We start from the raw sequence: 26,173 nt of genomic DNA, 5'->3' as shown, positions 1-26,173 counted from the left end.
GGCCTCCTGGTCTTTACAGTATGCGGCCCCGGCCCGACCTACAATGGGCCGGAAACGAAATAAGGGACGAGGCACATGAAGGTTGGCGGCAAGCGGGTGATGCTGTGTTCGTGCGAGGGAACCATGCCCCTCGACGTCAAGGCCCTGGCCAGGGCGCTGGGGACCGAGCCGCCGGATCAGGTGTATTTCCAGCTTTGCCGCTCGCAGGTCGACGCCTTTCGTCAGGCGGCCGCCTCGGGCGAGGAATTGCTGGTGGCCTGCGGTCAGGAGGCGCCGCTGTTCGCCGAACTGGCCCGCCTTGCCGAGGCGCCCGAGCCGGTCTGCGTCGATATCCGCGACCGGGCCGGCTGGTCGGGCGAGGCGGCCCGTGCCACTCCCAAGATCGCCGCCCTGATCTCCGAGGCGGTGCAGGAGCCCGAGCCCACCCCCAGCGTGACCCTGACCAGCGCGGGCTCGGTCCTGATTCTCGGGCGCGGGCCGGAGGTGCTGGAGGCGGCGCGGCGGCTGGGGGCCGAGCGCGCAGTGACCTGCCTGCTGCTGCCCGGCCATGACGGCCATCTGGTGCCGCCGCCGGTGCGGGCGCTGGGACTGTTTCGGGGCAAGCCGCTGCGCGCCTCGGGCCATCTGGGGGCCTTCAAGGTCAGCGTCGGCGAGCTGGCCGGCGCTTCGCCCTCCGCCCGGGGGGCGCTCAGTTTCGACGGCGCGGTGGGCGGCCGCGATCTGGCCGCCGATCTGGTGCTGGACCTCAGCGGCGAGCCCGCCTTGCTGGCGCCCCGTGATGGCTGGTTCAAGATGGAGCCCAACGACGTCGTGGCCCTGGAGCGGGCGCTGGCCGAGATCGGCGGGTTGGTGGGCGAGTTCGAGAAACCCCGCTGGATCAAGGTGGAGGCGGCGCTGTGCGCCCATTCCCGCAACGGTCAGGTGGCCTGTACCCGCTGCCTCGACGCCTGTCCGTCGGGAGCGCTCTCCCCACAGGGCGACGCGGCGGCGGTGGATGCCCATGTGTGCGGCGGGCATGGCCCGTGCGCCTCGGTGTGTCCCACCGGGGCCATCCGCTTCGACGTTCCCGCCGGCAACGGGGTCTATACCCGCCTGAGTGTGCTGTTGGAGACCCATCGTGGGGCCGGGGGCGGCTCGCCCGTGCTCCTCATCCATGATGGTCAGGGGGCCGAGGCGCTGGCGGCGCTGGCCCGCTTCGGCGATGGCCTGCCCGCCGACGTCATCCCCATGCAGGTGGCTGCCCTGGCGGCGCTGGGGCCGGAACTCCTGTTGACGGCCCTGGCCAAGGGAGCGGGCGAGGTGCTGCTGCTGGCCGATCCGGCCAAGCGTCATGACCTGGACGGGGTTCGTGCCGCCGTCGCCCTCGCCAATCGGGTGGCCGAGGGGCTGGGCTGGGCCTGCCGTGTCCGGCTGGAGGCCGAAGCCGATCCGACCGCCATCGCCGCGTTCCTTGCCGCCAAGGCGCCCCGGCCGGTGGAGCCGGCCGCCGAGTTCCTGGTGCTGGGCGGCAAGCGCCAGACCCTGGGGCTGGCGCTCACCCATCTGCATCGGCACGCCCCCGCCCCGGTGGCGGTGTTGCCGCTGGAGGCCGGCGATCCCTTCGGCACCATCGCCGTGGATCAGGCCAAGTGCACGCTGTGCATGGCCTGTGTCTCGGCCTGTCCGGCCAAGGCGCTGTCCGGTCATCCCGACAAGCCGTCGCTGGGCATTCTGGAGGTCAATTGCGTCCAGTGCGGCCTGTGCCGGGTCACCTGTCCGGAAAAGGCGGTGAGCCTGCTGCCCCGTCTGGCCTTCGGCTCAGAGGCGCGGCTGCGTCAGGTGCTGAAGGAGGAGGAGCCCTACGAGTGCATCCGCTGCGGCAAGCCCTTCGCCTCGAAATCGGTGATCGAGCGCATGACCGAGCGCATGAGCAATCATGCCATGTTCAAGGGCACCGGCAAGCTGGACCTCATCAAGATGTGCGAGGATTGCCGCGTGGTCGCCCAATACCAGCTGGAGGAGGGTGCCCGCCCCCTGGCCGGGGCCGAGCCGCCCGTCACCCGGACCACCGAGGATTATCTGAGGGAGCGGGACGAAAAGGGTTAATAGGCCGTCCCGTCCTTGTGCAGAAACCGCCACGTGCCGTCCTTGTCCTGCACGGCGGCGATGTCGTCGTCGGGATAGGTGGCGGTGTCGCCGGGCGTGCGGTCGCCCACCTCCAGGTAGACCGCTTCGGTGTCGCCGCGGTTGACCAGATGGTGGCCGTCGCCGGTGCCGGCCTTGAAGCCGGCGCACATGCCGGGCGCCAGCGGGGTCTCGCCGGCATCGGTGACCAGGGAGGGCGTGCCCTCCAGGACGTAGATGAACTCGTCCTGGCGGGCATGGGCATGGCGCAGCGCCGAGACGGCGCCGGGCGCCAGCCGCACCAGATTGACGCCGAAATTGCCCAGGCCGAACAGGTCGCCCAGCGGATGCTTGACCCGTCCCGCCATCATGGAGGCGAAGGGCTCGGGGTAAATGGAGGGGCGAATCCGGGGGGCGGTGGCGGCGGCCTCGACGGCGACGGGAAACCGGTCCTGGCTCATTTCGCTTCCTTTCCGTCCGGCAACTCGCACAGCACCCGGATGCCGATATTGTAGCTCCACACCGTGGCGTCGTTCTTGGCCCGTGCCGAGGCCCGCGACATGGCGGAGAAGTAGTACCACGAACCGCCCTTGATCACCTTGTCTCGGCAGGCGGACTCCTGGCCGGCGGCGGGCTTGGAATGGTCCGGGGTCCAGCAGTCGGCCGTCCATTCCCAGACATTGCCGTTCATCTCGTAGAGGCCCCAGGGATTGGGCGGCAGGCTCCTCGCCGGCTTGGAGCCATAGGGCGGCTCCTTGCCCAGGCAGTCGCGGCAATTGATCCGGTCATGTCCCACATCCTCGCCCCACCAATAGCCGGTGGCGGCGCCGGCCCGGGCGGCGTATTCCCATTCGGCCTCGCTGGGCAGGCGGCAGGCAAGGCCACTTTGCGACCCCACCCAGGCGGCATAGGCCCGCGCATCGTCCCAGGTGACATTGATCACCGGCCGCTTGCCCCGGCCCCAGGCGTGGTCGTCCTGGCCGCCCCGGCAGGCCTTGGCGGCGACGCAGGCCTCCCACTGGTCGAAGGTGATTTCGCTGGCCGACAGGGCGAAGGGGCGGGCGATGGCGATGGGCATCGCCGGCTTCTCGTTGGCGAACTTGGATCTGTCGTCGCCCATCAAGGCCTTGCCCGCCGGAATGCTTACCATGGGCGGGCATTGGGGGCAGGGCAGCCACTCCCCGGCGGCGGCGGGCAGCGGTGTCAGAAACGCGAGGGCGATGATGACGAGGGCGGGGACGATCCCTCTCATGGCCCCTTGTTGACACCCCAGCCGAAGCCGCAACCGCTTTGCGGTTCCTCGCCCGGCTCCTGGAAATAGGGGCCGACGGCGGCCCAGGCGGTGGTGGAGGCGCTGGCGTGGTCGGGGAACTGGCCCATGGGCGAGTGGATGGAGTGGGACAGATACGGCCCCACCTCTTCGACCTCGCCGACCACGAACACCACCTGGCCCTTGGGCAGGTCGATGCGCCGCCGCGAGCCGGGCTCGACCCCGGCCAGATTCTCGGTGTCGGATCCGGGCAGCAGCATGAAGTTCATGAACCACGGCGTCACCAGAATGCCGGCCAGCCAGCCCTGCCACTGACGAAAGCCCACGGCTTCCACCTGAAGGGCGGGGTTGTAGAGGCCTAGGTCCTTCATGCGCTCCTCGCCGATGCGGGCGAAGACGCTCACCAGCTCGCGGATGCGGGTCTGGTCGGCGGGCGACAGGGGATCGGCCATGGGGGTGCTCCTGAATGACGGGGACGGGATGGTAGCCTACCCGCTGGAAGGGGAGAAGTCCCCACCTTCACATTGCATTTTTGTGGCCTTAAGCTTAAGTCTTGGCGCCACCCAACGACGGGGAAAATCCCGCCTTAAGCCTCGAGAGGGAAGACATGCCGTACAAAAGGATCACGCTGACCCACTTCCTGTTGCAGGAACAGCGCCGCCTGGGCGGGTCGGGTTCGTTCACCGCGCTGATGACCGACATCATCTTCGCCTGCAAGATGATCTCGCACGAGGTCAACCGCGGTGCGCTGGCCGGCAATCTGGGCGTGGCGGGGTCGGAGAACGTCCAGGGCGAGGAGCAGAAGAAGCTCGACGTGCTGGCCAACGACATCTTCCTGCACATGAACGCCCTGGGCGGGTCCTATGCCGGCATGGCCTCGGAAGAGCTGGAAGACGTGCACGCCGTGCACGGCGCCGCCGATGGCAAGTACCTGCTGCTGTTCGATCCGCTGGATGGCTCGTCCAACATCGACGTCAACATCTCGGTGGGGTCCATCTTCTCCATCCTGAAGCTGCCCGAGGGTGCCAATGCCGGGTCCAAGGACGCCTTCCTGCAGCCCGGCGTGAAGCAGGTTGCCGCCGGCTATGCCCTTTACGGCTCGTCGACCATGCTGGTGCTGACCACCGGCAACGGGGTCAACGGCTTCACCCTCGACAACAACGTGGGCATGTTCCTGCTGACCCACCCCAACATGACCATTCCGGCCGATACCAAGGAATTCGCCATCAACGCGTCCCGCGAGCGGTTCTGGGAGCCGCCGGTGAAGCGCTATATCGATGAATGCCGCCAGGGCAAGGAAGGCCCCCGGGGTAAGGATTTCAACATGCGCTGGGTGGCTTCCATGGTGGCCGAGGTGCATCGCATCCTGTGTCGCGGCGGCGTGTTCCTCTACCCGGCCGATACCGAGAACATGAAGAAGGGCGGCAAGCTGCGCCTGATGTACGAAGCCAATCCCATGGCCTTCATCGTCGAGCAGGCGGGTGGTGCCGCCACCACCGGCCGTGGTCGCATGATGGAGGTTCCTCCCACCGGCCTGCATCAGCGCGTGCCGGTGATCCTGGGCTCCAAGGAAGAGGTGGAGCGCATCGGCGCCTACCACGCCGAATACGACGCGAAGAAGTAATACCAGCCTGCGCTGAGTGAAACTCATCGCGGGTTGGTTAGGCCCAAGGGGCCGCGCGCCTTACGCGCGGGAGGCAAGGGCGCACGGCGCCCGCCCGCCGCATGAGGGCGCTGCGGTGATCGGTTTCGATCACCGCAGCTTGGTATAAGGTCCGCATGATGGGAGCCGGATCGCGGCCGATGGTGCCGCGTCCGGCTTTTTTCATGCCTTATCCTCTGCCGCATATTGCCGAGGAAGCCGCTGACCTCCGAGCGCAGGTGACCGGCTTCCTCCACCAGCTCGTCGGCCGCCTTGAACATGCCGGACGCCATTTCGCCGGTGGCGGTGGCGGCCTTGGACACGTCGGCGATGTTGCGGGTGATCTCGGCATTGCCCGACGAGGCTTCCTGCACCGAGCGCACGATCTCGTCGGTGGCGGCGCTCTGCTCCTCCACCGCCGCGGCGATGGATGACACCACTTCGTTGACCCGGTCGATGGTCGTCCCCACGTTGCGGATGGTCTGCACCGCCTCCTGGGAAATGGACTGGATGCCGGCGATCTGCTGGGCGATCTCGTCGGTGGCCCGCGCCGTCTGGTTGGCCAGGGTCTTGACCTCGCTGGCCACCACGGCAAAGCCCTTGCCCGCTTCTCCGGCCCTGGCGGCCTCGATGGTGGCGTTCAAGGCCAGGAGGTTGGTCTGGCCGGCGATGTCGTTGATCAACTGCACCACTTCGCCGATGCGCCGCGCCGCCTCGGCCAGGCCGTCCATGGTGGTGTTGGCGGTATGAATGCCGCTGACCGCCTCCGAGGTGATGGTGGCCGTCTCGGTGACCCGGCGGCTGATCTCCTGCACCGAGGAGCCCAATTGCTCGGCGGCGCTGGCCACGGTGGCCACATTGGCGGCCGAGTGTTCCGCGGCGCCGGCCACGGCGGAGCCCTGGGCGCTGGTCTGCTCGGCGGTGGATTGCAGCGAACTGGACAGGGTGTGCACCCGCTCGATGGACGAGGACACCGTCGCCATGATCTTTTCCATGGCGCCGTTGAATTCGGCGATCATCCGGTCGCGCCGCGCCAGCAACTCCGTCTGCTGCTCGCGCTGGCGCCGCTGCTGGGATTCCAGGTCCGCCGCCCGCTTCATGCCGTCGCGGAACACCGCCACGGCGCGGGCCATCTCGCCCACCTCGTCGCGCCCGTCCTGGGAGGGAATCTCCACATCGGTGCTGCCCTCGGCCAGGCGCCCCATGATTCCGGTCAGCTGGGTCACCGGCCGGGCGGTGAGCCGCGCCATGCCCAGCGTCACCACCACCCCCAAGGCAAGGAAGATGGCCAGGACCAGGAAATACTGCGTCCGGGTGCTGTCGGCCGAGGCCTTAGCCTCGTGATAATCCTCGGCGGCACTGGCGGCGGCCTTAGTGGTCATCTCGCGCAGCTTGGCGCGGATGCCGTCATATTCCAGCTCGGTGGCGCCCATCATGGCCAGAGCGGTGACGTGGTCGCTTTGGTACATGTCGAGCACGTCGCCCGCCGCCAGGATGTAGTCCCGGATCTGCTTCGAGGTTGCCGGTTCGGCCTTCAGGGAGTCCAGCAGCGCCTTGGACTTCTCGCCCAGGGTCTTGAGATCGGCGCGCACCTGGGTGTCCAGCGCCCTGATTCGGTCCTTCTCTTCCTTGGCCGCTTGCCAGCCCAGCAGGCGATAGATGTTGGATTCGATGGTGGCCGCCATGCCGTCCAACTCGGCCGCCGTGCGGCTGTTGGCGAAGGACACGGTGACCATGCCCTCCATGGATTGCTCCTGTCTTTCCATGGCCACATGGAAAACGGCGCCCAGCACCATGATGCAGGCAACCAATAGGAGGGGGGCGATAAAGAACTTGACGGTGATGCGGGCATCGGCGACGCGGGCGAGCACGGGATTCTCCCAACAAGTAATGGCGACAGCCGGCCCCAGGATGGACCCGACCCTACCGATTACTGCTCGCCTTCCTATACGAACGCATAATTATTTTATGTTGCCGCGTCCTGGCGTAATGATCTTGCCAAGGCGGTTGTCCGCGGGTCAAGGTTTTGTTGCCGGCCCGGCGGAATTTACTGGTGCAGCCCGTCTTCTTCACTGGCGATTTTCCCAGGCATGGATATCCTTGGCGACAAGGAGGACGCATTGGATCAGCAAGAAGAACTCGCCGTCGACTTGGCCCAGGCCAAGGTTCTTGTTGTCGAGGACAACGAGATGAACCGCATCTTCGCCTGCGCCGTGCTGGAGAGCATGGGCCTGACCAATGTGGAATGCGCCCGCGATGGCCGCGAGGGTCTGGAGAAGGTCGAGAGCTTCGCCCCCGACATCGTGCTGCTGGACCTGATGATGCCGGTGATGAACGGCGAGCAATTCCTGGTGGCGCTGCGCGCCGATCCGCGTTACCGCGCCCTGCCGGTTCTGGTTCTGTCGGCGGTGATCGACCAGACCACCCGCAATGCCTTGTTCGCCGCCGGGGCCAACGACTATATCGGCAAGCCCATCGACCGTCGGGAACTGGTGGCGCGGGTCGAGGTCCATTTGCGCAGCCACCTGCTGCTGGCCGACCTGCGGCGCTACCGCGACCGGCTGGCGGTGGACCTGCGCATGGCCAGCGGCATGCAGAACGCCCTGTTGCCCGGCCCCGCCCAGATGCGCGAGGCGCGGGACCGCTATGGCCTGTCCATCAATGCGGTGTTCAATCCCTCCACCGAACTGGGTGGCGATCTGTGGGGGCTGGTGCCGGTGGACGACCATCGCCTTGCCCTTTACACGGTGGACTTCTCCGGCCACGGCGTCGCCGCCTCCATCAACACCTTCCGCCTGCATCTGCTGTTGCAGGATCTGGATGCCCAGATGGGCTTTCCCGATGCCGTGCTGGAGAAGGTCAACGTTACCCTGAAGCAATTGCTGCCGCGCGGCCAGTTCGCCACCATGACCCTGGTGGTGATCGACCGCCAGGAACGGACCCTGTCCCTGGTCAATGCCGGCGGCCCAGCCCCCATTCTGGTGGAGCCGGGTGGAGAGCCACATCTGGTGGGGGGGGTGGGACTGCCGTTGGGAATCAGCCTGGAGGCCCGGTACGAGCTTGTGACGATGCCGTTCCCGCCGGGGAGCCAACTTTCGCTTTACAGCGACGCCCTGATCGATGCCCCGGATTCGCACGGCAACCCGCTGGGCGAGGATTGGGTGCTGGATCTTGTCCGTCAGGTGCTGACCGACGACCCCACCGAGACGGTGGCCGGGGTGATGTCGGTGTTCACCTCCCGCTCGCCCGGCGAATTCGCCGACGACGTCACTTGGGTTCAGGTGGTGGGCTGAGGCGCCGGCAGGCGGAAGCGCATGGTGATGCGGCGTCCCCGATCGGTGAACAGCACCCGTTCGCACAGGGCGCGGATCTGGCCGATGCCCCGGCCGGAACAGGCTTTCGGCTCGACCGGAAGCGAGATGGCTGGCGGCTGGAATCCCCGGCCGCGATCCTCCACCCGAATCACCAGGTGAGTCTGGTTCCAGTCCAGGGCGATGGTTACCGGCCGATGGCCGAAACGGGAATCGGCCAAGCGGTTCTGCATGGTCTGGGTGAACTTGGAAAGGCCTTCCCGGCTACCGCGCAGCCGCCCATCCAAGCTGAGATTGCCGTGCATGACGGCGTTGCTCACCGCTTCCTGCAGGGTCAGGCGGATGTCGTCCTCGATCATTCCGGCACGGGGCAGGCGCTGCCTCAGGGCCGCGACCACCACGCTGACCACGTCGTGACGGACGGTCGTGGTTGTGGCCGCCCTGACCAGCAGACGGGCCGGAAGCCGGTCCAGGCCACGATCGGGAGACGACGAGTCCAGATCGATGGCCCAGGCGGCGGGCGGACAGAGGATGTCGTCGAGGTCGTCTGCGCTTGAGCCTTCGAACAGCACGAGGCACTGGCCGTGCTCGTCGGCCCGCAGCGGCAGCAATCCTGCGGCGGCCAGGCGCCCGAACCGTCCCAACCCCCTTCTGCCGAGGGTCCGGCTGACGACGGCGGGAGAGGGTGTTTGCCGGATCACTTGAACTCGAACAGCGTCTTGAATGCGGCGCGCTCGAGGGCCGAGGCCACGGGGCCGGACGCCCCGAGCACCGAAACCTTGAGATTACGGTTCTGGGAGGCGTCATAGATATGGACGAAAAGGCTCATGCCTGTCGAATCGATGAAGGTCAGGTCGCCCAGCTGGATTTCCAGGTTGTTCATGGACTTGGAGGCGTCCAGCTCGGCCAGGATTTTGGGAAAGGTCGGGGCCTCGGCGAAGGTCAGGGGCCCGCTGAGGCTTAACTGGGCGGCATTTCCGGTGGTCTTCAGCGCATATTTCATTTGAGCTTCTCTCAGGTTCTAGGATGCCCGGATGCTGGTCAGGAAGGTGTCGACCCGTTCACGGAGGCTGTTGGCGCGTTCAGACACGTCCTTGGCCGTTCCGAAAACCTCGTCCGCGACGCGCTCGGTCTGTTCCGCCGCCTGATTGACACCCACAATATTGGAACTGACCTCGGCTGTCGCCTGTGCAACCTGCTGAACGTTCTCGGCGATTTCGCCGGTGGCCTCCTCCTGCTGGTGGACGGCCCCGGCAATGCCCGACGAGGTGTCCCGGATGCGTTCGATCACCGCCGAGATGGATCCGATGGCGGTCACCGCCTCGCCGGTGACCCGTTGAACCGTGGCGATCTGCGAGGCGATCTCGTCAGTGGCCCGAGCGGTCTGGTTGGCCAGGGTCTTGACCTCGTTGGCGACAACGGCGAAACCCTTGCCGGCGTCGCCGGCCCGGGCTGCTTCGATGGTGGCGTTGAGCGCCAGCAGGTTGGTCTGCGACGCGATGTCGTTGATCAGGGCCACCACGGTGCCGATCTTGCCCACCGCCTCGGCCAGGCTGTTGATCAGGGTGGTGGTGCGGATAGCTTCGGCCGAGGCGTCGCCCGCCACGCTCACAGAGAGGGCGACGCGCTGGCTGATGTCCTCGCCCGATACGGCCAGCTGCTCGGCCGAGCCCGCGGCGGTGCGCATGTTGACGGCGGTCTCCTCGATGGCCGAGGCCACGGCCGTGGCCTGGGCCGAGGCCCCTTGGGCCGTGTCCGACAGGGCGCGCGAAGTGGCTTCCAACTGTTCGGCGGTATCCGCCATGCCGCGCAGGGATTCCGTCACCTCCTCGTTGAATTCCTTGAGGAGGTTGTCGACGACGCGGGCTCGCCTGTCCTTTGTCCACTCCGCCTCGCGCTGCTCGGCGGCCAATTGTTCGGCACGGATCAGGCCTTCCTTGAAAATCTCGACGGTGCGGGCCATGTCGCCGACTTCGTCCTTGCGGGACTGGGCGGGAACCTCCCTTTGGAATTCCTTGCGGGACAGCTCGGCCATAACGGTGGAAAGATTGACCAGCGGACGGGTGATGCGTCGTGCCACCAGGATGGAGACGGCGATGACCAGTGTCGGTCAGCAGCACCACGCCCAGGCCGCACTACAGGGCGCTGGACCAGAAGGCAGCGTCCACGTCGTCCAGGTAGATGCCGGTGCCGACCACCCAGCCCCAGCCGGGGTTGAGCTTGACGTAGGAGACCTTGCGCACCGGCTTGGGGGAGCCGGGCTTGGGCCAGTCGTAGTAATGGAAGTCGGCCCCCCGGGCCTTGACCAACTCGTTCATGCGCACGAACAGCGGCTGCCCGTTGGCATCCTTCATGTCGCCGACGCTGGCGCCGTCCAGATCCGGCTTGATGGGGTGCATGACCATGTGGCCGCCAAGATCATGAATCCAGAAATAGTCGTTGTCGCCATAGCGAAGGGCGGCGACGTCGCGGCGGGCGGCGGCCTTGGCGTCGACCTCGGGCAGGCGGCCCGCCTTGGCATCGGCCTCGTAGGCGGCGATGATGCCGGCGGCACTGTCGACCAGATCCTTGACCTTGGTCTTGCGTCCGGACAATACCTCCCCATTCAGCATGTCCAGTGCGCCGACAAAGATCAGGCACATGCCGAAGAAGGCTGCTGCCACGATCAATCCGATTTTTGTTCCAATTCGCCTGTCGTCAAGCCACGTCATGACCGCCCTCGAGTCAATATGTCCAGTTGCTGCGCTGCAACTAAATCGCAACGGGCAGCATATGTCAAACGTTGGACGGGGATCGACGCAGAGGAAATATCGTTGTCACGGATTGTTACAAAATCAAGGTGTGACGTTGGCGGGGAGGGGATAGACAACATTCTGCCAGACGATCTTAATTTCATTGAGCGTATATTAGGGTAAGACGCTATGCGGTTCGTCTAGGTATGAAGTCGTGGGCGAAACATGTTTTTTTTATGCGTGATTATCTGTGGCCTATCCCTTTCCGTCAGGGTCAGGTTCCCGGGATAGCCGCGGTTTGCCCGAACAGGACTTTTTTTGCCTCTTCGGTGACCACGCGCTGGGTATTGACCTCGTCGGCGCGGGCATAGGCCCTCTGAACCGCCGGCCGGGCGGCGATGGCGTTGAACCACCGCTTCAGGTTGGGAAAGTCATCCAGGTTCTGGCCCTGGCGTTCCCAAGGCACGATCCAGGGATAGGATGCCATGTCGGCGATGGAATACTCGCCGGCCATGAATTCGCTGTCGGCCAGGCGGCGGTCCAGGACGCCATACAGGCGGTTGGTCTCCTTGACGTAGCGGTCGATGGCGTAGGGGATTTTTTCCGGAGCGTATTGGACGAAGTGGTGATTCTGGCCCAGCATGGGCCCCAATCCGCCCATCTGCCAGAACAGCCATTGCAGCGTGGTGGCACGCCCCCGCGCGTCGGCGGGCAGGAAACGGCCGCACTTTTCGGCGAGATAGACCAGGATGGCGCCGGACTCGAATACGGAGAGCGGCGCGCCGCCATCGGCCGGTTCGTCGTCGACGATGGCCGGCATGCGGTTGTTGGGGGAGATGCGCAGGAAATCGGGCTGGAACTGCTCGCCCTTGGAGATGTTGACCGGACGGATGCGATAGGCCAGGCCGGCCTCTTCCAGGAAGATGGTGATCTTGTGCCCGTTGGGCGTGGTCCAGTAATAGAGGTCGATCATTCCGGCGCTCCCCGTGAGGCGTTTCCTCTCAGGTAGGCCAAATCCGGCAGGGCGGAAGCCCTGCCGATGGTATGAGGCCGGGTCGGCTCAGCGCCTCAGCGCCACTGCTCGACCTTCATTTTGCCCTTCATCTTGAGGTCGGTTTCCAGGATGTGGTTCATCAGCCAGTGGTTCAGGAAGCCCGACATCTCGCCAGCCGCCACCTTGAGATCGGCGTATTCGCCGGCGTTGAACTTGGCGATGTAGTCGCCCAAGGTCTTGCGCAGGGCGGCGTGCTGGCGCTTGTTCTCCTCCAGCCCGTCATACTTGGCGACCGCCTGGATGTACTCCTCGCGGGCGAAGTGGTCGTAGGCATAGAGCTGCAGCCGCTCCAGCGTCACCTGAATGACATGCTTGTCCACACCCTCCGGAGCCTTGGCTTTGGCCTCGAAGTCGTTGATCAGTCCGATGAGTTCCTTGTGATCGGCATCGATTTCGATATCGCCGACCTTGAGCGTTTCTTCCCAGGCAATGGCCATGGTTGTTTCCCCCTTTGGCTACACCCTCAGGTTAACCCGTCCTGAAGCAAGGCTCAACGGGGGAACCGAGGGGGCGGCGTCAGCCCTTGATGGCGACCAGATTCAGGCTGATGGGCCTGCCCTTGTGGACCTGGGTGCTGGTGTCCAGGAACAGGCCGAAATCGGCGACCCGGAAGCCGTTGGCGAAGCCCGCCTCCTTCACGAAGCTGCCGAGAATGTCGATGCTGAGCCCCGTTACATGGACATCGTGGGCGTCGGTGCGGCCGCCGAACATCATGCGCATGATCATGAAGCGGTCCTGCGGGCCGGAATCGGGGTCGATGAACAGGCGGCACAGCACGTCCAGGTCGGGCACGCTGACCAGCAGATGCCCGCCGGGCTTCAGCACGCGATGGCACTCGGCCAGCGCCTTTTGCAGTTCGCCGTTGTAGCCGAGATGTTCCATGACGTGCGAGGCATAGACCACGGAGCAGCTGGCGCTGGCGATCATGCTGAGATCGGTGCAGGTCCCCAGGATGTCCACATGGGGGCCGGGGACCACGTTGAGGATGGTCCAGCCGGGACTCCGGACGATTCCACCGATATTGAGCTTCATGCCCTCTTCGGGCGGCATGGGAATCGCCATTTCCTGTGTCATGTCAGCCTGTGTCTCGATTGCCGTTTGGGGGCGGATCATACATGCCGGGGCGGGGAGCGTCAGCCCCGCCATGCCGTCTCCCCACATTTCAGCATAGAAGGCCTCCAAGTTTCACGCTTCCCTGACCCCTCGGAAAACCACTAATACAAAAGGGTTGTTTTGCAATCGGGAGGGCGAAATGTCTGGTCGGGCTATATCGTTGCGGTTTCGGCTGTTGGCCATTCCCGCCCTGGCGGCCCTCGGGCTTTTCGCTTTTGCCGTGGTGACCGTCCTGACCGTCCGCAACGGACAGCTGGAAACGCGCCGGGTCCAGATCCACAGTGTCGTGGAATCCGCCATGAAGGTCGCCGAGGCCTATCACGGCAAGGCCCGGAAGGGCGAGATGAGCGAGGACGCGGCCAAGGCCGCGGCGCTGGAGGCCATCGGCATGATCCGCTTCGACGGCGACAACTACCTTTGGGTCAATGACCTGGAGGGCAAGCTGCTGATGCATCCCTTCCGTCCCAAGGAAGTGGGCAAGAGCATGCTGGAGGTGAAGGATTCCGCCGGCAAGTTCATCTATCGCGCCTTCGTCGATGCCGGGCGGAGCGGGGGAGGGCTGGTGGACTATGTCGGCCGCCGGCCGGGGGCGGATTCGTATGATTCGCCCAAGCTCGCCCAGATCATTCCTTATGCCCCCTGGGGCTGGGGGATCGGCACCGGGGTCTATATCGACGATGTGGAGGCCGTTACCCGTGCCGCCGTGGTCAAGGTTGGATTGATCGCCCTGGCCATTCTGGCCCTGGTGACCGGCGTCTCGGCCTGGATCGGCATGCGTATCGGATCAAGGGTCCACCGGCAGGCCGAGACCATGCTGCGTCTGGCCGAGGGGGACCTCGAGGCCGAGGTGGAACTGGACGGCGCCCGCGACGAGATCGGCGAAATGGCCGAGGCGGTGGCGGTCTTCAAGCGCAACGCCATCGAAAAGCGCCAGTTGGAGGCCGAGAGCCTGGCCGACCAGGAGGCCCGCAACCGTCGGCAGGAGGCCATCGAGCGCCTGACCGCCGATTTCAACCAGAGTGTCGAGGGCGTGCTCCACACGGTGTCGACCTCGACTTCGCAATTGCGTCTGGCCGCGGAATCCCTCACCCATGTCGCCGACGGCACCAGCCGCAACGCCTCCAGCGTGGCCGCCGCCGCCGAGCAGGCCTCGGTCAATGTGGAGACCGTCGCCGCCGCCGCCGAGGAGATGTCTGCCTCGCAAGGCGAAATCGCCGCGCAGGTCTCGCGCTCCACCCAGATAGCCGAACGGGCGGCCAACGACGTGCACCATATCGACGAGATCGTCCAGGGGCTGTCGGTGGCGACGGGGCGGATCGGCGCCATCGCCGGCATCATCAACGACATCGCGTCGCAGACCAATCTGCTGGCGCTCAACGCCACCATCGAGGCCGCTCGGGCGGGCGAGGCGGGCAAGGGCTTCGCCGTGGTCGCCAATGAGGTGAAGAATCTCGCCAACCAGACCGCCAAGGCCACCGAAGAGATCGGCGTCCACATCCAGGCGGTCCAGGATGTCAGCCGCGAGACGGCCGAGGCGGTGCGCGCCATCGGCGAGACCATCGCCACCGTCCACGAGACGGCCTCGGCCATCGCCACGGCGGTGGAGGAGCAAAGCGCCGCCACCCATGAAATCGCCCGCAATGTGCACGAGGCCTCCATCGGCACGCGCAGCGTGACCGAAACCATCACCGAGGTCAGCGCCGGCGCAGGAACCACCGGCGATTCCGCCCAGCAGGTATTTGCCACCGCCAACGACTTGAACACGCGGACGGCGGAACTGGCGTCGGATATCAAGGACTTTCTCCAGGCGCTGCGCCAGACCGGCAATCGCCGGCAGTTCGAGCGCTTCCCGGTATCCATCCCCGTGGTGATCGATGGCCGCCCGTATCGTACCCAGGATCTTTCGGCGGGCGGCGCCTGTCTCGACGTGGATCTTGGGCTGCAGTCGGGGGTGGCGGTGAAGGTGTCGCTGGATGGCGGCGCGGCGATCCGCGCCCGGGTGGTGGCCGTGGAAGGGGGGCACACCCATCTGCAATTCGCCCTGGACGACACGACCCAAGCGGGATTGGAAAGCCGTCTGGAGGGTTGGCGGCGTCAGGCCGCATGAAAACCGGCCCCGCCCTTGACCCTGTCCGGCCGCGAAGCTAGGGTTGCGGCGATTTTGCTGCAACCTGATTGAATGGCGGTTTTCCATGGGCATTGTCGGGACCAAGAAGCCGAGCTTCCAAAGCCTGATCCTCACCTTGCAGGCCTTCTGGGCCGAGCAGGGCTGCGTCATCCTCCAGCCTTACGACATGGAGGTGGGCGCCGGGACCTTCCATCCGGCCACCACGCTGCGCGCGCTGGGTCCGGACCATTGGAAGTGCGCCTATGTCCAGCCGTCGCGCCGTCCCAAGGACGGCCGCTATGGCGAGAACCCCAACCGGCTGCAGCATTACTACCAGTATCAGGTGCTGTTGAAGCCCTCGCCGCCCAATGCCCAGGAACTGTACCTGGAAAGCCTGCGGCGCCTGGGCGTCGACCCGCTGGCCCATGACATCCGCTTCGTCGAGGACGACTGGGAGAGCCCGACGCTGGGCGCCTGGGGCCTGGGCTGGGAAGTGTGGTGCGACGGCATGGAGGTGACCCAGTTCACCTATTTCCAGCAGGTGGGCGGCATCGAATGCGACCCCGTCGCCGTGGAGCTGACCTACGGCCTGGAGCGCCTGGCCATGTATATCCAGGGCGTCGAGAACGTCTATGACCTGGATTTCAACGGCGACGGCGTCACCTATGGCGACGTGTTCCTGCAGGCGGAAAAGGAATATTCCGCCCATAATTTCGAGCATGCCGACACCGACATGCTGTTGCAGCACTTCCTCGACGCCGAGAAGGAGTGCAAGAACCTGCTGGAGAAGGGCGTGGCCTTGCCCGCCTACGACCAGTGCATCAAGGCGAGCCATCGCTTCAACCTGCTGGACGCCCGCGGCGTGATCTCGGTCACCGAGCGCCAGGCCTATATCGGCCGCGTCCGTGCCCTGGCCAAGGCCTGCTGCGAAGGCTGGCTGGCTTCCCGCACCACCGGAAAGGAGGGCTGAAGCCATGGCCGAGTTCCTGCTTGAAATCTTCTCCGAGGAAATTCCCGCCCGCATGCAGGCCCGCGCCGCCGATGACCTGCGCGGCATGGTCAGCGATGGTCTCGCCAAGAACGGCATCACCTTCGACGCGGCCCGGTCCTATGTCACGCCGCGCCGTCTGGTGCTGGTGATCGAAGGCCTGCCCCTGGCCGGTCCCGACGTGTCGGAGGAAAAGCGCGGGCCGCGCGTCAGCTCCCCCGCCCAGGCCATGGAGGGCTTTCTCAAGTCCACCGGCATGACGGTGGAACAGCTGGAGCAGCGCGACACCGGCAAGGGTGTGTTCTATTTCGCGGTGATCAACCGCAAGGGTCGTCCGACCGCCGAGGTTCTTCGGGAAGTGACCGAAGGCGCCATGGCCACCTTCCCCTGGCCCAAGAGCCAGCGCTGGGGCGCCAATTCCATCCGCTGGGTGCGTCCCATCCAGTCCATCCTGGCCCTGTTCGACGGCTCGATCGTGCCGGTGGCCTTCGGCCCGGCCACGGCCGGCGACATGACCGCCGGTCATCGCTTCCTGGCCCCCGAGCCGTTCCGGGTCAAGGACTTCGCGGATTATCTGTCCAAGCTGCGCCACGCCAAGGTGATGCTCGACCCCGTCGAGCGGCGCCACGCCATTCTGGCGGGGGCGGAAGGTCTGGCGGCGGCCGAGGGCCTTCAGCTCAAGGCTGATGACGGCCTGCTGGCCGAAGTCACCGGTCTGGTTGAGTGGCCGGTGCCGCTGGTGGGCTCCATCGACGACAAGTTCATGGATGTGCCGGCCGAGGTGCTGATCACCTCCATGCGCGCCCACCAGAAGTACTTCTCGCTGCTCAAGGCCGATGGCTCCCTGGCGCCGCGCTTCATCGTCATCTCCAACATGGAGACCGACGACGGGGGCAAGGCGGTGGTGGCGGGCAATCAGCGCGTGCTCCGCGCCCGCCTGTCCGACGCCAAGTTCTTCTGGGACACCGACCGCAAGCAGCGGCTGGAAGCCCGCCTGCCCAAGCTGGCCGAGCGCACCTTCTACGCCAGCCTCGGCACGGTGGCCGACAAGGTGGACCGGATCTCGGCCCTGGCCGGCAACATCGCCGGCATGATCGGCGCCGACAGGGCCGTGGCGGAACGGGCGGCCCGGTTGGCCAAGGCCGATCTCTCCACCGAACTGGTGGGCGAATTCCCTGAGCTACAGGGCCTGATGGGGCGCTATTACGCGCTCAACGACGGCGAGACGCCCGAGGTGGCCGATGCCATCGCCGCCCATTACTCACCCCAAGGGCCGGGCGATTCCTGCCCCACCGCGCCGGTATCCGTGGCCGTGGCCCTGGCCGACAAGATTGATTCCCTGGTGGGATTCTTCGCCATCAACGAGAAACCCACGGGTTCCAAGGACCCCTTCGCGCTGCGCCGCGCCGCGCTGGGCATCATCCGTCTGGTGTTGGAGAACGGCCTGCGCCTGCCGCTGTCCCAGGTCATTTTCCTGGCCTCGGGTCACTACAAGGCCAATCTGGTGAATTCGCCGGGCGAGGTGGCCAACGATCTGCTGAACTTCTTCGCCGACCGCTTGGCGGTGGCGCTGAAGGAAAAGGGCGTGCGTCATGACCTCATCACCGCCATCTTCTCCCTGGGGGGCGAGGATGATCTGGTCCGCCTGCTGAAGCGGGTCGAGGCCCTGGGCGCCTTCCTGGACTCCGACGACGGCGCCAACCTGCTGATCGCCTATCGTCGCGCTGCCAATATCGTGCGCATCGAGGAGAAGAAGGACGGGACGATCTTCTCGGGTTACGCCGACATCCAACTGCTGCGCCAGGACGAGGAGAAGGCGCTTGAGCACGCCTTGAGCGATGTCGGCCAGGCAGTGAGCAATGCCCTGGTCACCGAGGATTTTGCCGCCGCCATGGCGGCCCTGGCCCGCTTGCGCCGCCCGGTGGACGCCTTTTTCGACAAGGTGACGGTCAATGCCGACGAGGCGCCCCTGCGCGTCAACCGCCTGAAGCTGCTGGCCATGATCGGCTCGGCCATGGGCCGGCTGGCCGACTTCTCCAAGGTGGAAGGCTAGCGCCGAGCGTTAAAAGCAGCACTACCTATTTTCAATCCCTCTGGGACGTTGCATGATGAAGCCCGCGCCGCACTCTGTGGCGCGGGTTTCCTTTTTACGGATCGGGGATGAGAACGGCCATGACGAAATGGGTCTACAGCTTCGGTGGCGGCAAGGCGGAAGGTCGGGCCGACATGAAGAACCTGCTGGGCGGCGAGGGTGCGAACCTGGCGGAGATGAGCAATCTCGGCATTCCGGTTCCCCCCGGTTTCACCATCAGTACCGAGGTCTGTACCTATTACTACGGCAATGGCGAGACCTATCCCGCCACCCTCAAGGACGAGGTGATGGCTGCCCTGTCCCAGGTGGAGGAGGATATCGGCCTGAAGTTCGGCTCCACCGCCGACCCGCTGCTGGTCTCGGTGCGCTCGGGCGCCCGGGCCTCCATGCCGGGCATGATGGATACCATCCTCAATCTCGGCCTCAACGACAAGTCGGTGGAGGGTCTGGCCAAGCGGTCCAATGATGCCCGCTTCGCCTATGACAGCTATCGCCGCTTCATCCAGATGTATTCCAACGTGGTGTTGGGCGTCGACCATCACAATTTCGAGGAGATCCTCGACGAGGTGAAGGAAGACAAGGGCGTCAGCCTCGATACCGAGCTGGATGCCGACGACCTGAAGAAGGTGGTCGCCAAGTACAAGGACAAGGTGGCGGAACAGCTGGGCAAGCCGTTCCCCCAGGATGTGCACGAGCAGCTTTGGGGCGCCGTCGGCGCGGTGTTCGGTTCGTGGATGAACCAGCGCGCCATCACCTATCGCCGCCTGCACGACATTCCCGCCGAATGGGGCACCGCCGTCAACGTGCAGTCCATGGTGTTCGGCAACATGGGCAATGACTGCTCCACCGGCGTGTGCTTCACCCGCAACCCGTCTACCGGCGAGAACGCCTTCTATGGCGAGTTCCTGGTCAATGCCCAGGGCGAGGACGTGGTGGCCGGCATCCGCACCCCGCAGCAGCTGACCATCGCCGGCAAGAACGCCCAGTCGTCGGACCTGCCGGCCATGGAAGAGTGCATGCCCGAGGTGTTCAAGGAACTGAACGCCATCCGCCACAAGCTGGAAGCCCATTACCGCGACATGCAGGACATGGAGTTCACGGTTCAGCAGAACCGCCTGTGGATGCTCCAGACCCGCACGGGCAAGCGCACCACCAACGCGGCGCTGAAGATCGCCGTGGACATGGCGCGCGAGGGCCTGATCAATCGCAAGGACGCCATCAAGCGCATCGATCCCGCCTCGCTGGACCAGTTGCTGCACCCGACCCTGGACCCCAAGGCGCCGCGCACCCTGCTGGGCCGCGGCCTGCCGGCCTCGCCGGGCGCCGCGTCGGGCAAGGTGGTGTTCTCCGCCGATGAGGCCGAGGACTGGGTCAAGAACCGCAAGGAGCGCGTCATCCTGGTGCGCATCGAGACGTCGCCTGAGGATATCGGCGGCATGCATGTCTCGGAAGGCATCCTGACCACCCGTGGCGGCATGACCAGCCACGCCGCCGTGGTGGCGCGCGGCATGGGCACGCCCTGCGTCGCCGGTGCCGGCGAGATCCGCGTCGACTACGCCTCCAAGACCCTCAAGGTGGCGGGCAAGGTGGTCAAGGAAGGGGATACCATCACCCTGGACGGCTCCACCGGTGAAGTCTTCATCGGCGCCGTGGCGACCATCCAGCCCGAGCTGACCGGTGATTTCGGCACGCTGATGGAGTGGGTGGACACCATCCGCACCCTGAAGGTCCGCGCCAATGCCGAGACGCCGCTGGACGCCGCCACGGCGCGCAAGTTCGGCGCCGAGGGCATCGGCCTGTGCCGGACCGAGCACATGTTCTTCGATCCCAAGCGCATCATCGCCATGCGCGAGATGATCCTGGCCGAGACCGAGAAGGGTCGCCGCGCCGCCCTGGCCAAGCTGCTGCCCTATCAGCGCCAGGACTTCATCGAGCTGTTCGAGATCATGCAGGGACTGCCGGTGACCATCCGCCTGCTGGACCCGCCGCTGCACGAGTTCCTACCCAATTCCGAGGCCGAGATCGCCGAAGTGGCGAAGGAAGCCGGGGTGGAGCCCGCCGTGGTCAAGGCCCGCAACGCGGCGCTGCACGAGAACAACCCCATGCTGGGCCATCGTGGCTGCCGTCTGGGCATCACCTATCCGGAAATCTACGAGATGCAGGCCCGGGCCATCTTCGAGGCGGCGGTGCATGTGTCGCGTGATACCGGCCGCACCGTGGTGCCGGAGATCATGATCCCCCTGGTGGGCGCCAAGAAGGAGCTGGACCTGATGAAGGCCAGCATCGACAAGGAAGCCGAGGCGGTGTTCGCCGAGCAGAAATACTCGGTGCATTACATGGTCGGCACCATGATCGAGCTGCCGCGTGCCGCTCTGCTGGCCGGTGACATCGCCCAGACCGGCGAGTTCTTCTCGTTCGGCACCAACGATCTCACCCAGACCACCTTCGGCATGAGCCGCGACGATTCCGGCCCGTTCCTCGAGGTCTACCGCGCCAAGGGCATCTACGAGCACGACCCCTTCGCCAGCCTGGATCAGGCCGGCGTGGGCGAACTGATCAAGATCGCCGCCGAGCGTGGCCGTGCCACCCGGCCCGGCCTCAAGCTCGGTATCTGCGGTGAGCATGGCGGCGACCCGGCCTCCATCCACTTCTGCCAGGGAGCGGGTCTGGATTACGTGTCGTGTTCGCCCTACCGCGTGCCGATCGCCCGTCTGGCGGCCGCCCAGGCGGCCCTGGGTGGCTCGTCCTCCTCCGGGACGGCCTGACGAAAAAGGAAAAGGGTCCTTCGGGGCCCTTTTTCAATTCCAGGACTGGAAACCCAAGGTGCAACATACTAAAGTAAAAGGGGGGGCTTTAGGAGATGCAGGCTATGAGTACGCAGGAAGATTCCGACTTCACCACCTGGATGGCCGGACAGGAATTCATGGTGGTGGAGGACGTGAGCTCGGCCCGCATGCTCGAGGCCAGCCTGCTGCGCGGCCTTGGCGCCAAGAAGGTGGTCCCGGCCACCGACGGGGCCGACGCCTTGGCCAAGTTGGACAGCGCCGACCACGTGCCCGACATCGTCATCAGCGACTGGGTCATGCCGGACGTGGATGGCCTTGCCTTGCTGGAAGCGGCCAAGGGCAAATACCCCAATCTCAAGTTCATCATGCTGACCGGCAAGACCGACCTGGACGACGTCCGTCTGGCGCGCACCAAGGGGGTGGATGGCTACATCGCCAAGCCTTTCACCAAGGAAAGCCTGGTGGCGGCCCTGAAGAAGCTGATGACCGGCTGAATTTATTTTTCGGCCCAGGGAATAATCCCGGCCGCCCGGCGTTCTCTCCAGTGTGGCCCATGTGGAGCCATCCTGGAGGGAACCATGAACATCAAGAGCCTCACCGTCCTCGCCGCCGCGTTGCTCGTCAGCGCCGCCGCCTATGCCGCCCCGGTCAAGACCGGCCAGTCCGCGTTGGGTCCGGTACTGACTAATGAAAAGGGCATGACCCTTTACACCTTCGACAAGGATGCCCCCGGCACCTCGACCTGCGTCGACGCCTGCGCCCAGAACTGGCCGCCGCTGATGGCCGCTTCCGGAGCCATGGCCGAGGGCGACTACACGGTGATCAAGCGGGCCGACGGCTCCATGCAATGGGCCTACAAGGGCAAGCCGCTCTACACCTGGATGAAGGATGCCAAGCCGGGCGACACCACCGGCGAAGGCTTCAAGGATATTTGGCACGCGGCCAAGCCGTAGCCATCTATCTCCCATGAATACGGTGGAGAGCCAGATCGAGGCGGAGATCCCAGGGCTGCGGCGCTATGCCCGCGCCCTGTCCGGGGATGTGACGCAGGCCGATGACCTCGTCCAGGACTGCCTGGAGCGGGCGCTGTCGCGGCTGGCCCTGTGGCGCCGCGACAGCAATCTGCGGGCCTGGCTCTTCACCATCCTGCGCCATGTCTGGATCGACGAATTGCGGCGGCGCAAGGTTCGCCCGGAGCATGGCGGCATGGATGACGCCATGGACTCCGCAGCGGCGGCCCCCAGTCAGATGGATCGGCTGGCCGTGCGCGATCTGGTTGCCGCCCTGGCCCTGCTGGCCCCGGAGCAGCGCGAGACGGTGCTGCTTGTGGGTTTGGAGGGACTGACCTATGCCGAGGTGGCCGGGGTCACCGGGGTGCCGGTGGGAACGGTGATGTCGCGCCTGAAGCGCGGCCGCGACCGTCTGGCCCTGCTGATGCACGGCGGCGAAGCCGCCCTACGGAGAGTGAAATGAGCGCCCCCGTCTCCGATGACGATCTGCTGTCCTACGTGGACGGCGTCCTCGACTCCCAAAGAGCGGCCGAGGTCGAGGCCTGGCTGGACGCCCATCCCCGCGACGCCGAACGGGTGCGGCAATGGCGTGAACAGGTCGATGGCCTGCACCGTCTGTTCGATCCGGTGCTGGACGAGCCGCTTCCCGACCGCCTCGGCGTGGCGGCGGTGAGGGCGGGGCGCCCCGTGTCCTGGCTGATGCCTTTGCTGCGCGTGGCCGCCATGGTGGTGCTGGTGCTGGCCAGCGGGGCGGCAGGGTGGTGGCTGCGGGGCGGAGCGGGCGGGGACGGCGCCGCGCCCGGTGCCCAGGTCGCCTCCGAGGCCCTGTCGGCCCATGTGGTTTTCGCCGCCGAGATCCGCCACCCGGTGGAAGTGGGGGCGGGCGAGCGGGCTCATCTGGTGGCCTGGCTGTCCAAGCGCCTGGGGTCTGAGCTGAAGGTTCCCGATCTGACGGCCGCCGGGTTCTCCCTGGTGGGGGGGCGCCTGCTGCCGGCCTCGTCGGGACCGGCCGCCCAGTTCATGTATGAGAATGGCGCCGGCCGCCGGGTCACCCTTTATCTGCGCCGCAATACCGACGGGGCGGAGACCGCCTTCCGCTTTGCCGCCCAAGGGCGGGTCGAGGCCTTCTACTGGCTGGACGGCCCGCTGGGCTATGCCTTGGCCGGCGACGTGGACCGCGACCGCCTGATGGAGATGGCCAAGGCGGTCTATCATCAGTTGGAAAGCTGAAAAGGACGGGACTGGCCAGCAACAGGACTTGAGAGTGATTACCATTTCCCCTTACCCTGTTCGATGAACCAGGGGAGAGAGAAGACGTGGATTTCAGGTCTCTGCGTATCAGAATTCTCTCTCTTTTCCTTCTGTCCTTCCTGGGGGCGGGCGCCGTGGTGGCTTTGGCGCTTGCCGGATCGCTGCAACGGGACGTTGAAACTCTGCTGGCCCGGCAGCAGGTGACCTTCGTCAGCGGATTGGCCGAGGAACTGGATCAGAAGATCAAGCTGCAGATCGAGGCCATGGAGCGGGTGGCGCCGCTGGTGCTCCGCGTCGATCGCGGCGACGGCGGTGCGCTCAAGGCTTTCATCGAGGACCGGACCGGCATCAAGGGATTTTTCGCCGGCGGCTTGCTGGTTCTCGGCGCGGATGGCCGGGTTCTGGCCGAAACGCCCAACCTGGGCCGGCTCGGCAAAGGCATGGCGGACGAGATCGGGGTCGGTTCGGTTCTGGCCTCCGGTCGCTCGCTGGTCAGCGAGCCCTATTTCGATCATGCGCTCAACCAGCCGGCGGTCGCCATGGCGGTGCCCATCCGCCGGGGCGAGGCCGTGGTCGGAGCGTTGGTGGGGATCGCCACCCTGACCCAAAGCAATCTTCTCGGCCGGCTGGTCGAGCAGAAGGTCGGTGAAAGCGGCGGCCTGTACATGGTGTCGCCGAAATCCGGCCTGATCGTCGTTTCCACCAATAAGGAACGCATATTCACCCCCGTCCCTCGCCGTGGGCAGAACCATATGCTTGACCGTTACATGGACGGTTTCGAGGGCTCGGGGGTGACCGTCAGCTCGGCCGGGCTGGAGGAACTGACGTCGGCCCGGCGTATCGCTTCCACCGGCTGGGTGCTGGTGGCGCGGCTGCCCACCGCCGAGGCCTTCGAGCCGGTGGCCGATATCAAGACCCGCCTGTTCGCCGCCCTGGCCGGACTGGGGCTGACTTCCCTGGGGCTGCTGTGGCTGGTGCTTCGCTCGGCGCTGTCGCCGCTGCACCGGGCCACCGGGCGAATTCAGGCCATGGTCGACGGCAATGCCCCGTTCGAGGCGGTGGAGATTTCGCGCGGCGACGAGGTCGGGCGGATGATCGGCGCCTTCAATGCCCTGCAGGCCAAGGTTGCCGCCGCCGACGTGGCGCTGCGGGAGCGCGAGGGGCTCTATCATGCGCTGTTCCGCGGCTGCAAGGCGGTGGAACTGCTGATCGATCCCGCCGAGGACGGCCGCATCATCGACGCCAATCGCGCCGCCGAGGCTTATTACGGTTGGTCCCATGACCAACTCCTGTCCATGCGGATTTCCGAGATCAATATCCTGGACAGGGCCGCCATCATCGCCGAAATGCACAAGGCCGAGCTTGAAGAGCGGGATCATTTCGATTTCCGCCACCGCCTGGCGTCCGGGGAAGTCCGCGACGTGGAGGTATGGTCGGGGCCGGTCCAGGTCACCGGCCGGCAATTGCTCTATTCCATCGTTCACGATGTGACCGCCAGACGCGCCGCGGAGCGTGAGGTCCGCTCGCTCCTGGCCTTCCGGCGAGCGGTTCTGGACGGTGCGGGGTCCTCCATCGTCGCTACCGCAGTCGACGGCACCATTCTGCTGTTCAATCCGACTGCCGAACGCTGGCTTGGCTACGGCGCGGAAGAGGTGGTCGGACGGATGACCCCGGCGGCTTTCCATGATTCCGAAGAAGTTAGCCAGCGTGTAGCCCGTCTGAGCCAGGAACTGGGCCGAGAAGTCGAGCCCGGATTCGAGTGCTTCATCGCCAAGGTTCTGGACAGCGGCAAGCCCGACAGCGGTGAGTGGACCTATGTGCGCAAGGATGGCAGTCGGTTCCGCGTTCTGTTGACCGTTACCGCGCTCTATGACGAAGAGGGCGTGCTTTCGGGCTTTCTAGGTGTTGCCCAGGATATTAGTGCTCGCCTTTCGATAGAAAAAGAGCTGAAGCGTTCCAATGCCGAGCTGGAAAATTTCGCCTATGTCGCGTCCCACGACCTTCGTCAGCCGCTGCGTATGATCAGTTCCTACATCGCCCTGCTGCAGCGGCGTTTGGGCGACGCTCTCGATCAGGACTGCCAGGACTTCATCGGCTTTGCCGTGGGCGGTGCCCAGCGCATGGATCACATGATCACGGATCTGCTGCAATACTCCCGTCTCGGGCGGAGCGGCACTCCGCCGGCGGCCGTGAATCTGGCTGAGGTGGTCAAGCTGGCCCAGGCCAATCTTGGCGCGCTGATCGAGGAAACCGGCGCGGCCGTTACCGTGGCCGAGGGATTGCCCACGGTGCGGGGCAATGAGGTGGAACTGGAACGGCTGTTCCAGAACCTGATCTCCAACGCGGTGAAGTTTCAGGCCCAAGGCCGGCTTCCGCTCGTGGAGATTACGTGGAGAGCCACGGCGGATGAATGGATCATCTCGGTCCGGGACAACGGTATCGGCATCGACGAGGCCGGGCGGCAGAAGCTGTTTCAGATCTTCCAGCGGCTGGTGAGACTGGATCAGTACCCGGGAAGCGGTATCGGGCTGGCATCCTGCCGCAAGATTGCCGAGCACCACGGCGGCCGTATCTGGGTGGAATCCCAGCCGGGCGAGGGGTCGACGTTCCAGGTTGCACTGCCCGTGTCGGGACCGGACGAGTCGCACGCCGGATAACGCGCTTGGGCGCCCAGGTGGCGCGTAGGTGCAATAATTCGTCTTCAAGGCATGGTT

At 65.6% G+C, this 26,173-nt stretch carries 23 protein-coding genes; 12 read left to right on the top strand and 11 right to left on the bottom strand.

Annotation, left to right across the window (positions count from 1 at the left end; all coding sequences use genetic code 11):
• Positions 1 to 75: 75 nt before the first annotated feature.
• Positions 76 to 2,085 carry a 4Fe-4S binding protein gene (locus tag AMB_RS13410; protein ID WP_011385045.1) on the top strand — a complete coding sequence of 670 codons (2,010 nt, stop codon included), beginning with the start codon at positions 76 to 78 and terminating at the stop codon, positions 2,083 to 2,085.
• Here AMB_RS13410 and AMB_RS13405 read toward each other — a convergent pair.
• From AMB_RS13405 to hybE, 3 genes are read right to left on the bottom strand one after another with little or no spacing between them, the layout of a single operon-like run.
• Positions 2,082 to 2,564: a cupin domain-containing protein gene (locus tag AMB_RS13405; RefSeq protein WP_011385044.1), complete on the bottom strand. Its 483-nt coding sequence runs from the start codon at positions 2,562 to 2,564 to the stop codon at positions 2,082 to 2,084. The two genes, AMB_RS13410 and AMB_RS13405, sit on opposite strands and share 4 nt — an antisense overlap.
• Complete coding sequence (locus AMB_RS13400) at positions 2,561 to 3,355, bottom strand: formylglycine-generating enzyme family protein (RefSeq protein ID WP_011385043.1); 795 nt, start codon at positions 3,353 to 3,355, stop codon at positions 2,561 to 2,563. The genes AMB_RS13405 and AMB_RS13400 overlap by 4 nt, the downstream gene beginning before the upstream one ends.
• Complete coding sequence (gene hybE, locus AMB_RS13395; RefSeq protein ID WP_011385042.1) at positions 3,352 to 3,825, bottom strand: [NiFe]-hydrogenase assembly chaperone HybE; 474 nt, start codon at positions 3,823 to 3,825, stop codon at positions 3,352 to 3,354. Before hybE ends, AMB_RS13400 begins: the two co-directional genes overlap by 4 nt.
• Before the next feature lie 155 nt (positions 3,826 to 3,980).
• On the opposite strand from hybE, the gene AMB_RS13390 reads away from it, so the two are divergent.
• Positions 3,981 to 4,997, top strand: coding sequence for a class 1 fructose-bisphosphatase (locus AMB_RS13390; RefSeq protein WP_011385041.1), 1,017 nt, complete (start codon positions 3,981 to 3,983; stop codon positions 4,995 to 4,997).
• Between the two features lie 23 nt (positions 4,998 to 5,020).
• On the opposite strand, the gene AMB_RS13385 is transcribed toward AMB_RS13390, so the two are convergent.
• Positions 5,021 to 6,886 carry a methyl-accepting chemotaxis protein gene (locus AMB_RS13385; protein WP_011385040.1) on the bottom strand — a complete coding sequence of 622 codons (1,866 nt, stop codon included), beginning with the start codon at positions 6,884 to 6,886 and terminating at the stop codon, positions 5,021 to 5,023.
• Positions 6,887 to 7,135: 249 nt separating this feature from the next.
• Here AMB_RS13385 and AMB_RS13380 point away from each other — a divergent pair, with 249 nt between their 5' ends.
• Positions 7,136 to 8,308 carry a PP2C family protein-serine/threonine phosphatase gene (locus AMB_RS13380; RefSeq protein ID WP_011385039.1) on the top strand — a complete coding sequence of 391 codons (1,173 nt, stop codon included), beginning with the start codon at positions 7,136 to 7,138 and terminating at the stop codon, positions 8,306 to 8,308.
• On the opposite strand, the gene AMB_RS13375 is transcribed toward AMB_RS13380, so the two are convergent.
• From AMB_RS13375 to AMB_RS13350, 7 genes are all read right to left on the bottom strand, one after another.
• On the bottom strand, positions 8,293 to 8,970 hold the full coding sequence (locus AMB_RS13375) for an ATP-binding protein (protein WP_231848842.1): 678 nt from the start codon (positions 8,968 to 8,970) through the stop codon (positions 8,293 to 8,295). The two genes, AMB_RS13380 and AMB_RS13375, sit on opposite strands and share 16 nt — an antisense overlap.
• Before the next feature lie 53 nt (positions 8,971 to 9,023).
• Complete coding sequence (locus tag AMB_RS13370; protein WP_011385037.1) at positions 9,024 to 9,329, bottom strand: STAS domain-containing protein; 306 nt, start codon at positions 9,327 to 9,329, stop codon at positions 9,024 to 9,026.
• An 18-nt stretch (positions 9,330 to 9,347) separates the two neighbouring features.
• Positions 9,348 to 10,406, bottom strand: coding sequence for a methyl-accepting chemotaxis protein (locus tag AMB_RS24555; protein ID WP_231848841.1), 1,059 nt, complete (start codon positions 10,404 to 10,406; stop codon positions 9,348 to 9,350).
• Between the two features lie 55 nt (positions 10,407 to 10,461).
• The gene (locus tag AMB_RS24550; protein WP_158303971.1) at positions 10,462 to 10,989 is read right to left on the bottom strand and encodes a cache domain-containing protein; all 528 of its coding nucleotides are present in this window, start codon (positions 10,987 to 10,989) and stop codon (positions 10,462 to 10,464) included.
• Positions 10,990 to 11,332: 343 nt separating this feature from the next.
• On the bottom strand, positions 11,333 to 12,031 hold the full coding sequence (locus AMB_RS13360) for a glutathione binding-like protein (RefSeq protein ID WP_011385035.1): 699 nt from the start codon (positions 12,029 to 12,031) through the stop codon (positions 11,333 to 11,335).
• A 95-nt stretch (positions 12,032 to 12,126) separates the two neighbouring features.
• A complete protein-coding gene (locus AMB_RS13355) occupies positions 12,127 to 12,549 on the bottom strand; it encodes a bacteriohemerythrin (protein ID WP_011385034.1) in 423 nt (140 codons plus the stop codon).
• A 79-nt stretch (positions 12,550 to 12,628) separates the two neighbouring features.
• The gene (locus AMB_RS13350) at positions 12,629 to 13,186 is read right to left on the bottom strand and encodes a class I SAM-dependent methyltransferase (protein WP_197531959.1); all 558 of its coding nucleotides are present in this window, start codon (positions 13,184 to 13,186) and stop codon (positions 12,629 to 12,631) included.
• Positions 13,187 to 13,364: 178 nt separating this feature from the next.
• Here AMB_RS13350 and AMB_RS13345 point away from each other — a divergent pair, with 178 nt between their 5' ends.
• From AMB_RS13345 to AMB_RS13305, 9 genes are all read left to right on the top strand, one after another.
• Positions 13,365 to 15,332 (top strand): cache domain-containing protein, encoded by a 1,968-nt coding sequence (locus AMB_RS13345; RefSeq protein WP_011385032.1) that lies wholly within the window; start codon positions 13,365 to 13,367, stop codon positions 15,330 to 15,332.
• A gap of 85 nt (positions 15,333 to 15,417) precedes the next feature.
• Positions 15,418 to 16,302, top strand: a complete 885-nt coding sequence (locus AMB_RS13340; RefSeq protein ID WP_011385031.1) for a glycine--tRNA ligase subunit alpha — start codon at positions 15,418 to 15,420, stop codon at positions 16,300 to 16,302.
• A gap of 4 nt (positions 16,303 to 16,306) precedes the next feature.
• Positions 16,307 to 18,373 carry a glycine--tRNA ligase subunit beta gene (gene glyS / locus AMB_RS13335; protein WP_011385030.1) on the top strand — a complete coding sequence of 689 codons (2,067 nt, stop codon included), beginning with the start codon at positions 16,307 to 16,309 and terminating at the stop codon, positions 18,371 to 18,373.
• 119 nt (positions 18,374 to 18,492) lie between these two features.
• Positions 18,493 to 21,177, top strand: coding sequence for a pyruvate, phosphate dikinase (gene ppdK / locus AMB_RS13330; RefSeq protein ID WP_011385029.1), 2,685 nt, complete (start codon positions 18,493 to 18,495; stop codon positions 21,175 to 21,177).
• A 104-nt stretch (positions 21,178 to 21,281) separates the two neighbouring features.
• The gene (locus AMB_RS13325) at positions 21,282 to 21,692 is read left to right on the top strand and encodes a response regulator (RefSeq protein WP_148207404.1); all 411 of its coding nucleotides are present in this window, start codon (positions 21,282 to 21,284) and stop codon (positions 21,690 to 21,692) included.
• An 84-nt stretch (positions 21,693 to 21,776) separates the two neighbouring features.
• A complete protein-coding gene (locus tag AMB_RS13320) occupies positions 21,777 to 22,151 on the top strand; it encodes a COG4315 family predicted lipoprotein (RefSeq protein WP_011385027.1) in 375 nt (124 codons plus the stop codon).
• A 13-nt stretch (positions 22,152 to 22,164) separates the two neighbouring features.
• Positions 22,165 to 22,671, top strand: a complete 507-nt coding sequence (locus tag AMB_RS13315) for a sigma-70 family RNA polymerase sigma factor (protein ID WP_043744530.1) — start codon at positions 22,165 to 22,167, stop codon at positions 22,669 to 22,671.
• The gene (locus tag AMB_RS13310) at positions 22,668 to 23,438 is read left to right on the top strand and encodes an anti-sigma factor family protein (protein WP_011385025.1); all 771 of its coding nucleotides are present in this window, start codon (positions 22,668 to 22,670) and stop codon (positions 23,436 to 23,438) included. The genes AMB_RS13315 and AMB_RS13310 overlap by 4 nt, the downstream gene beginning before the upstream one ends.
• 86 nt (positions 23,439 to 23,524) lie before the next feature.
• A complete protein-coding gene (locus AMB_RS13305; protein WP_011385024.1) occupies positions 23,525 to 26,116 on the top strand; it encodes a PAS domain S-box protein in 2,592 nt (863 codons plus the stop codon).
• Positions 26,117 to 26,173: the final 57 nt, after the last annotated feature.

Origin of the sequence: Paramagnetospirillum magneticum AMB-1 (assembly GCF_000009985.1) — a bacterium.
Taxonomy (GTDB): Bacteria; Pseudomonadota; Alphaproteobacteria; order Rhodospirillales; family Magnetospirillaceae; genus Phaeospirillum; species Phaeospirillum magneticum.
Note: the sequence above shows the minus strand (reverse complement) of the source record. Positions and strands in the feature narration are given on the sequence as shown.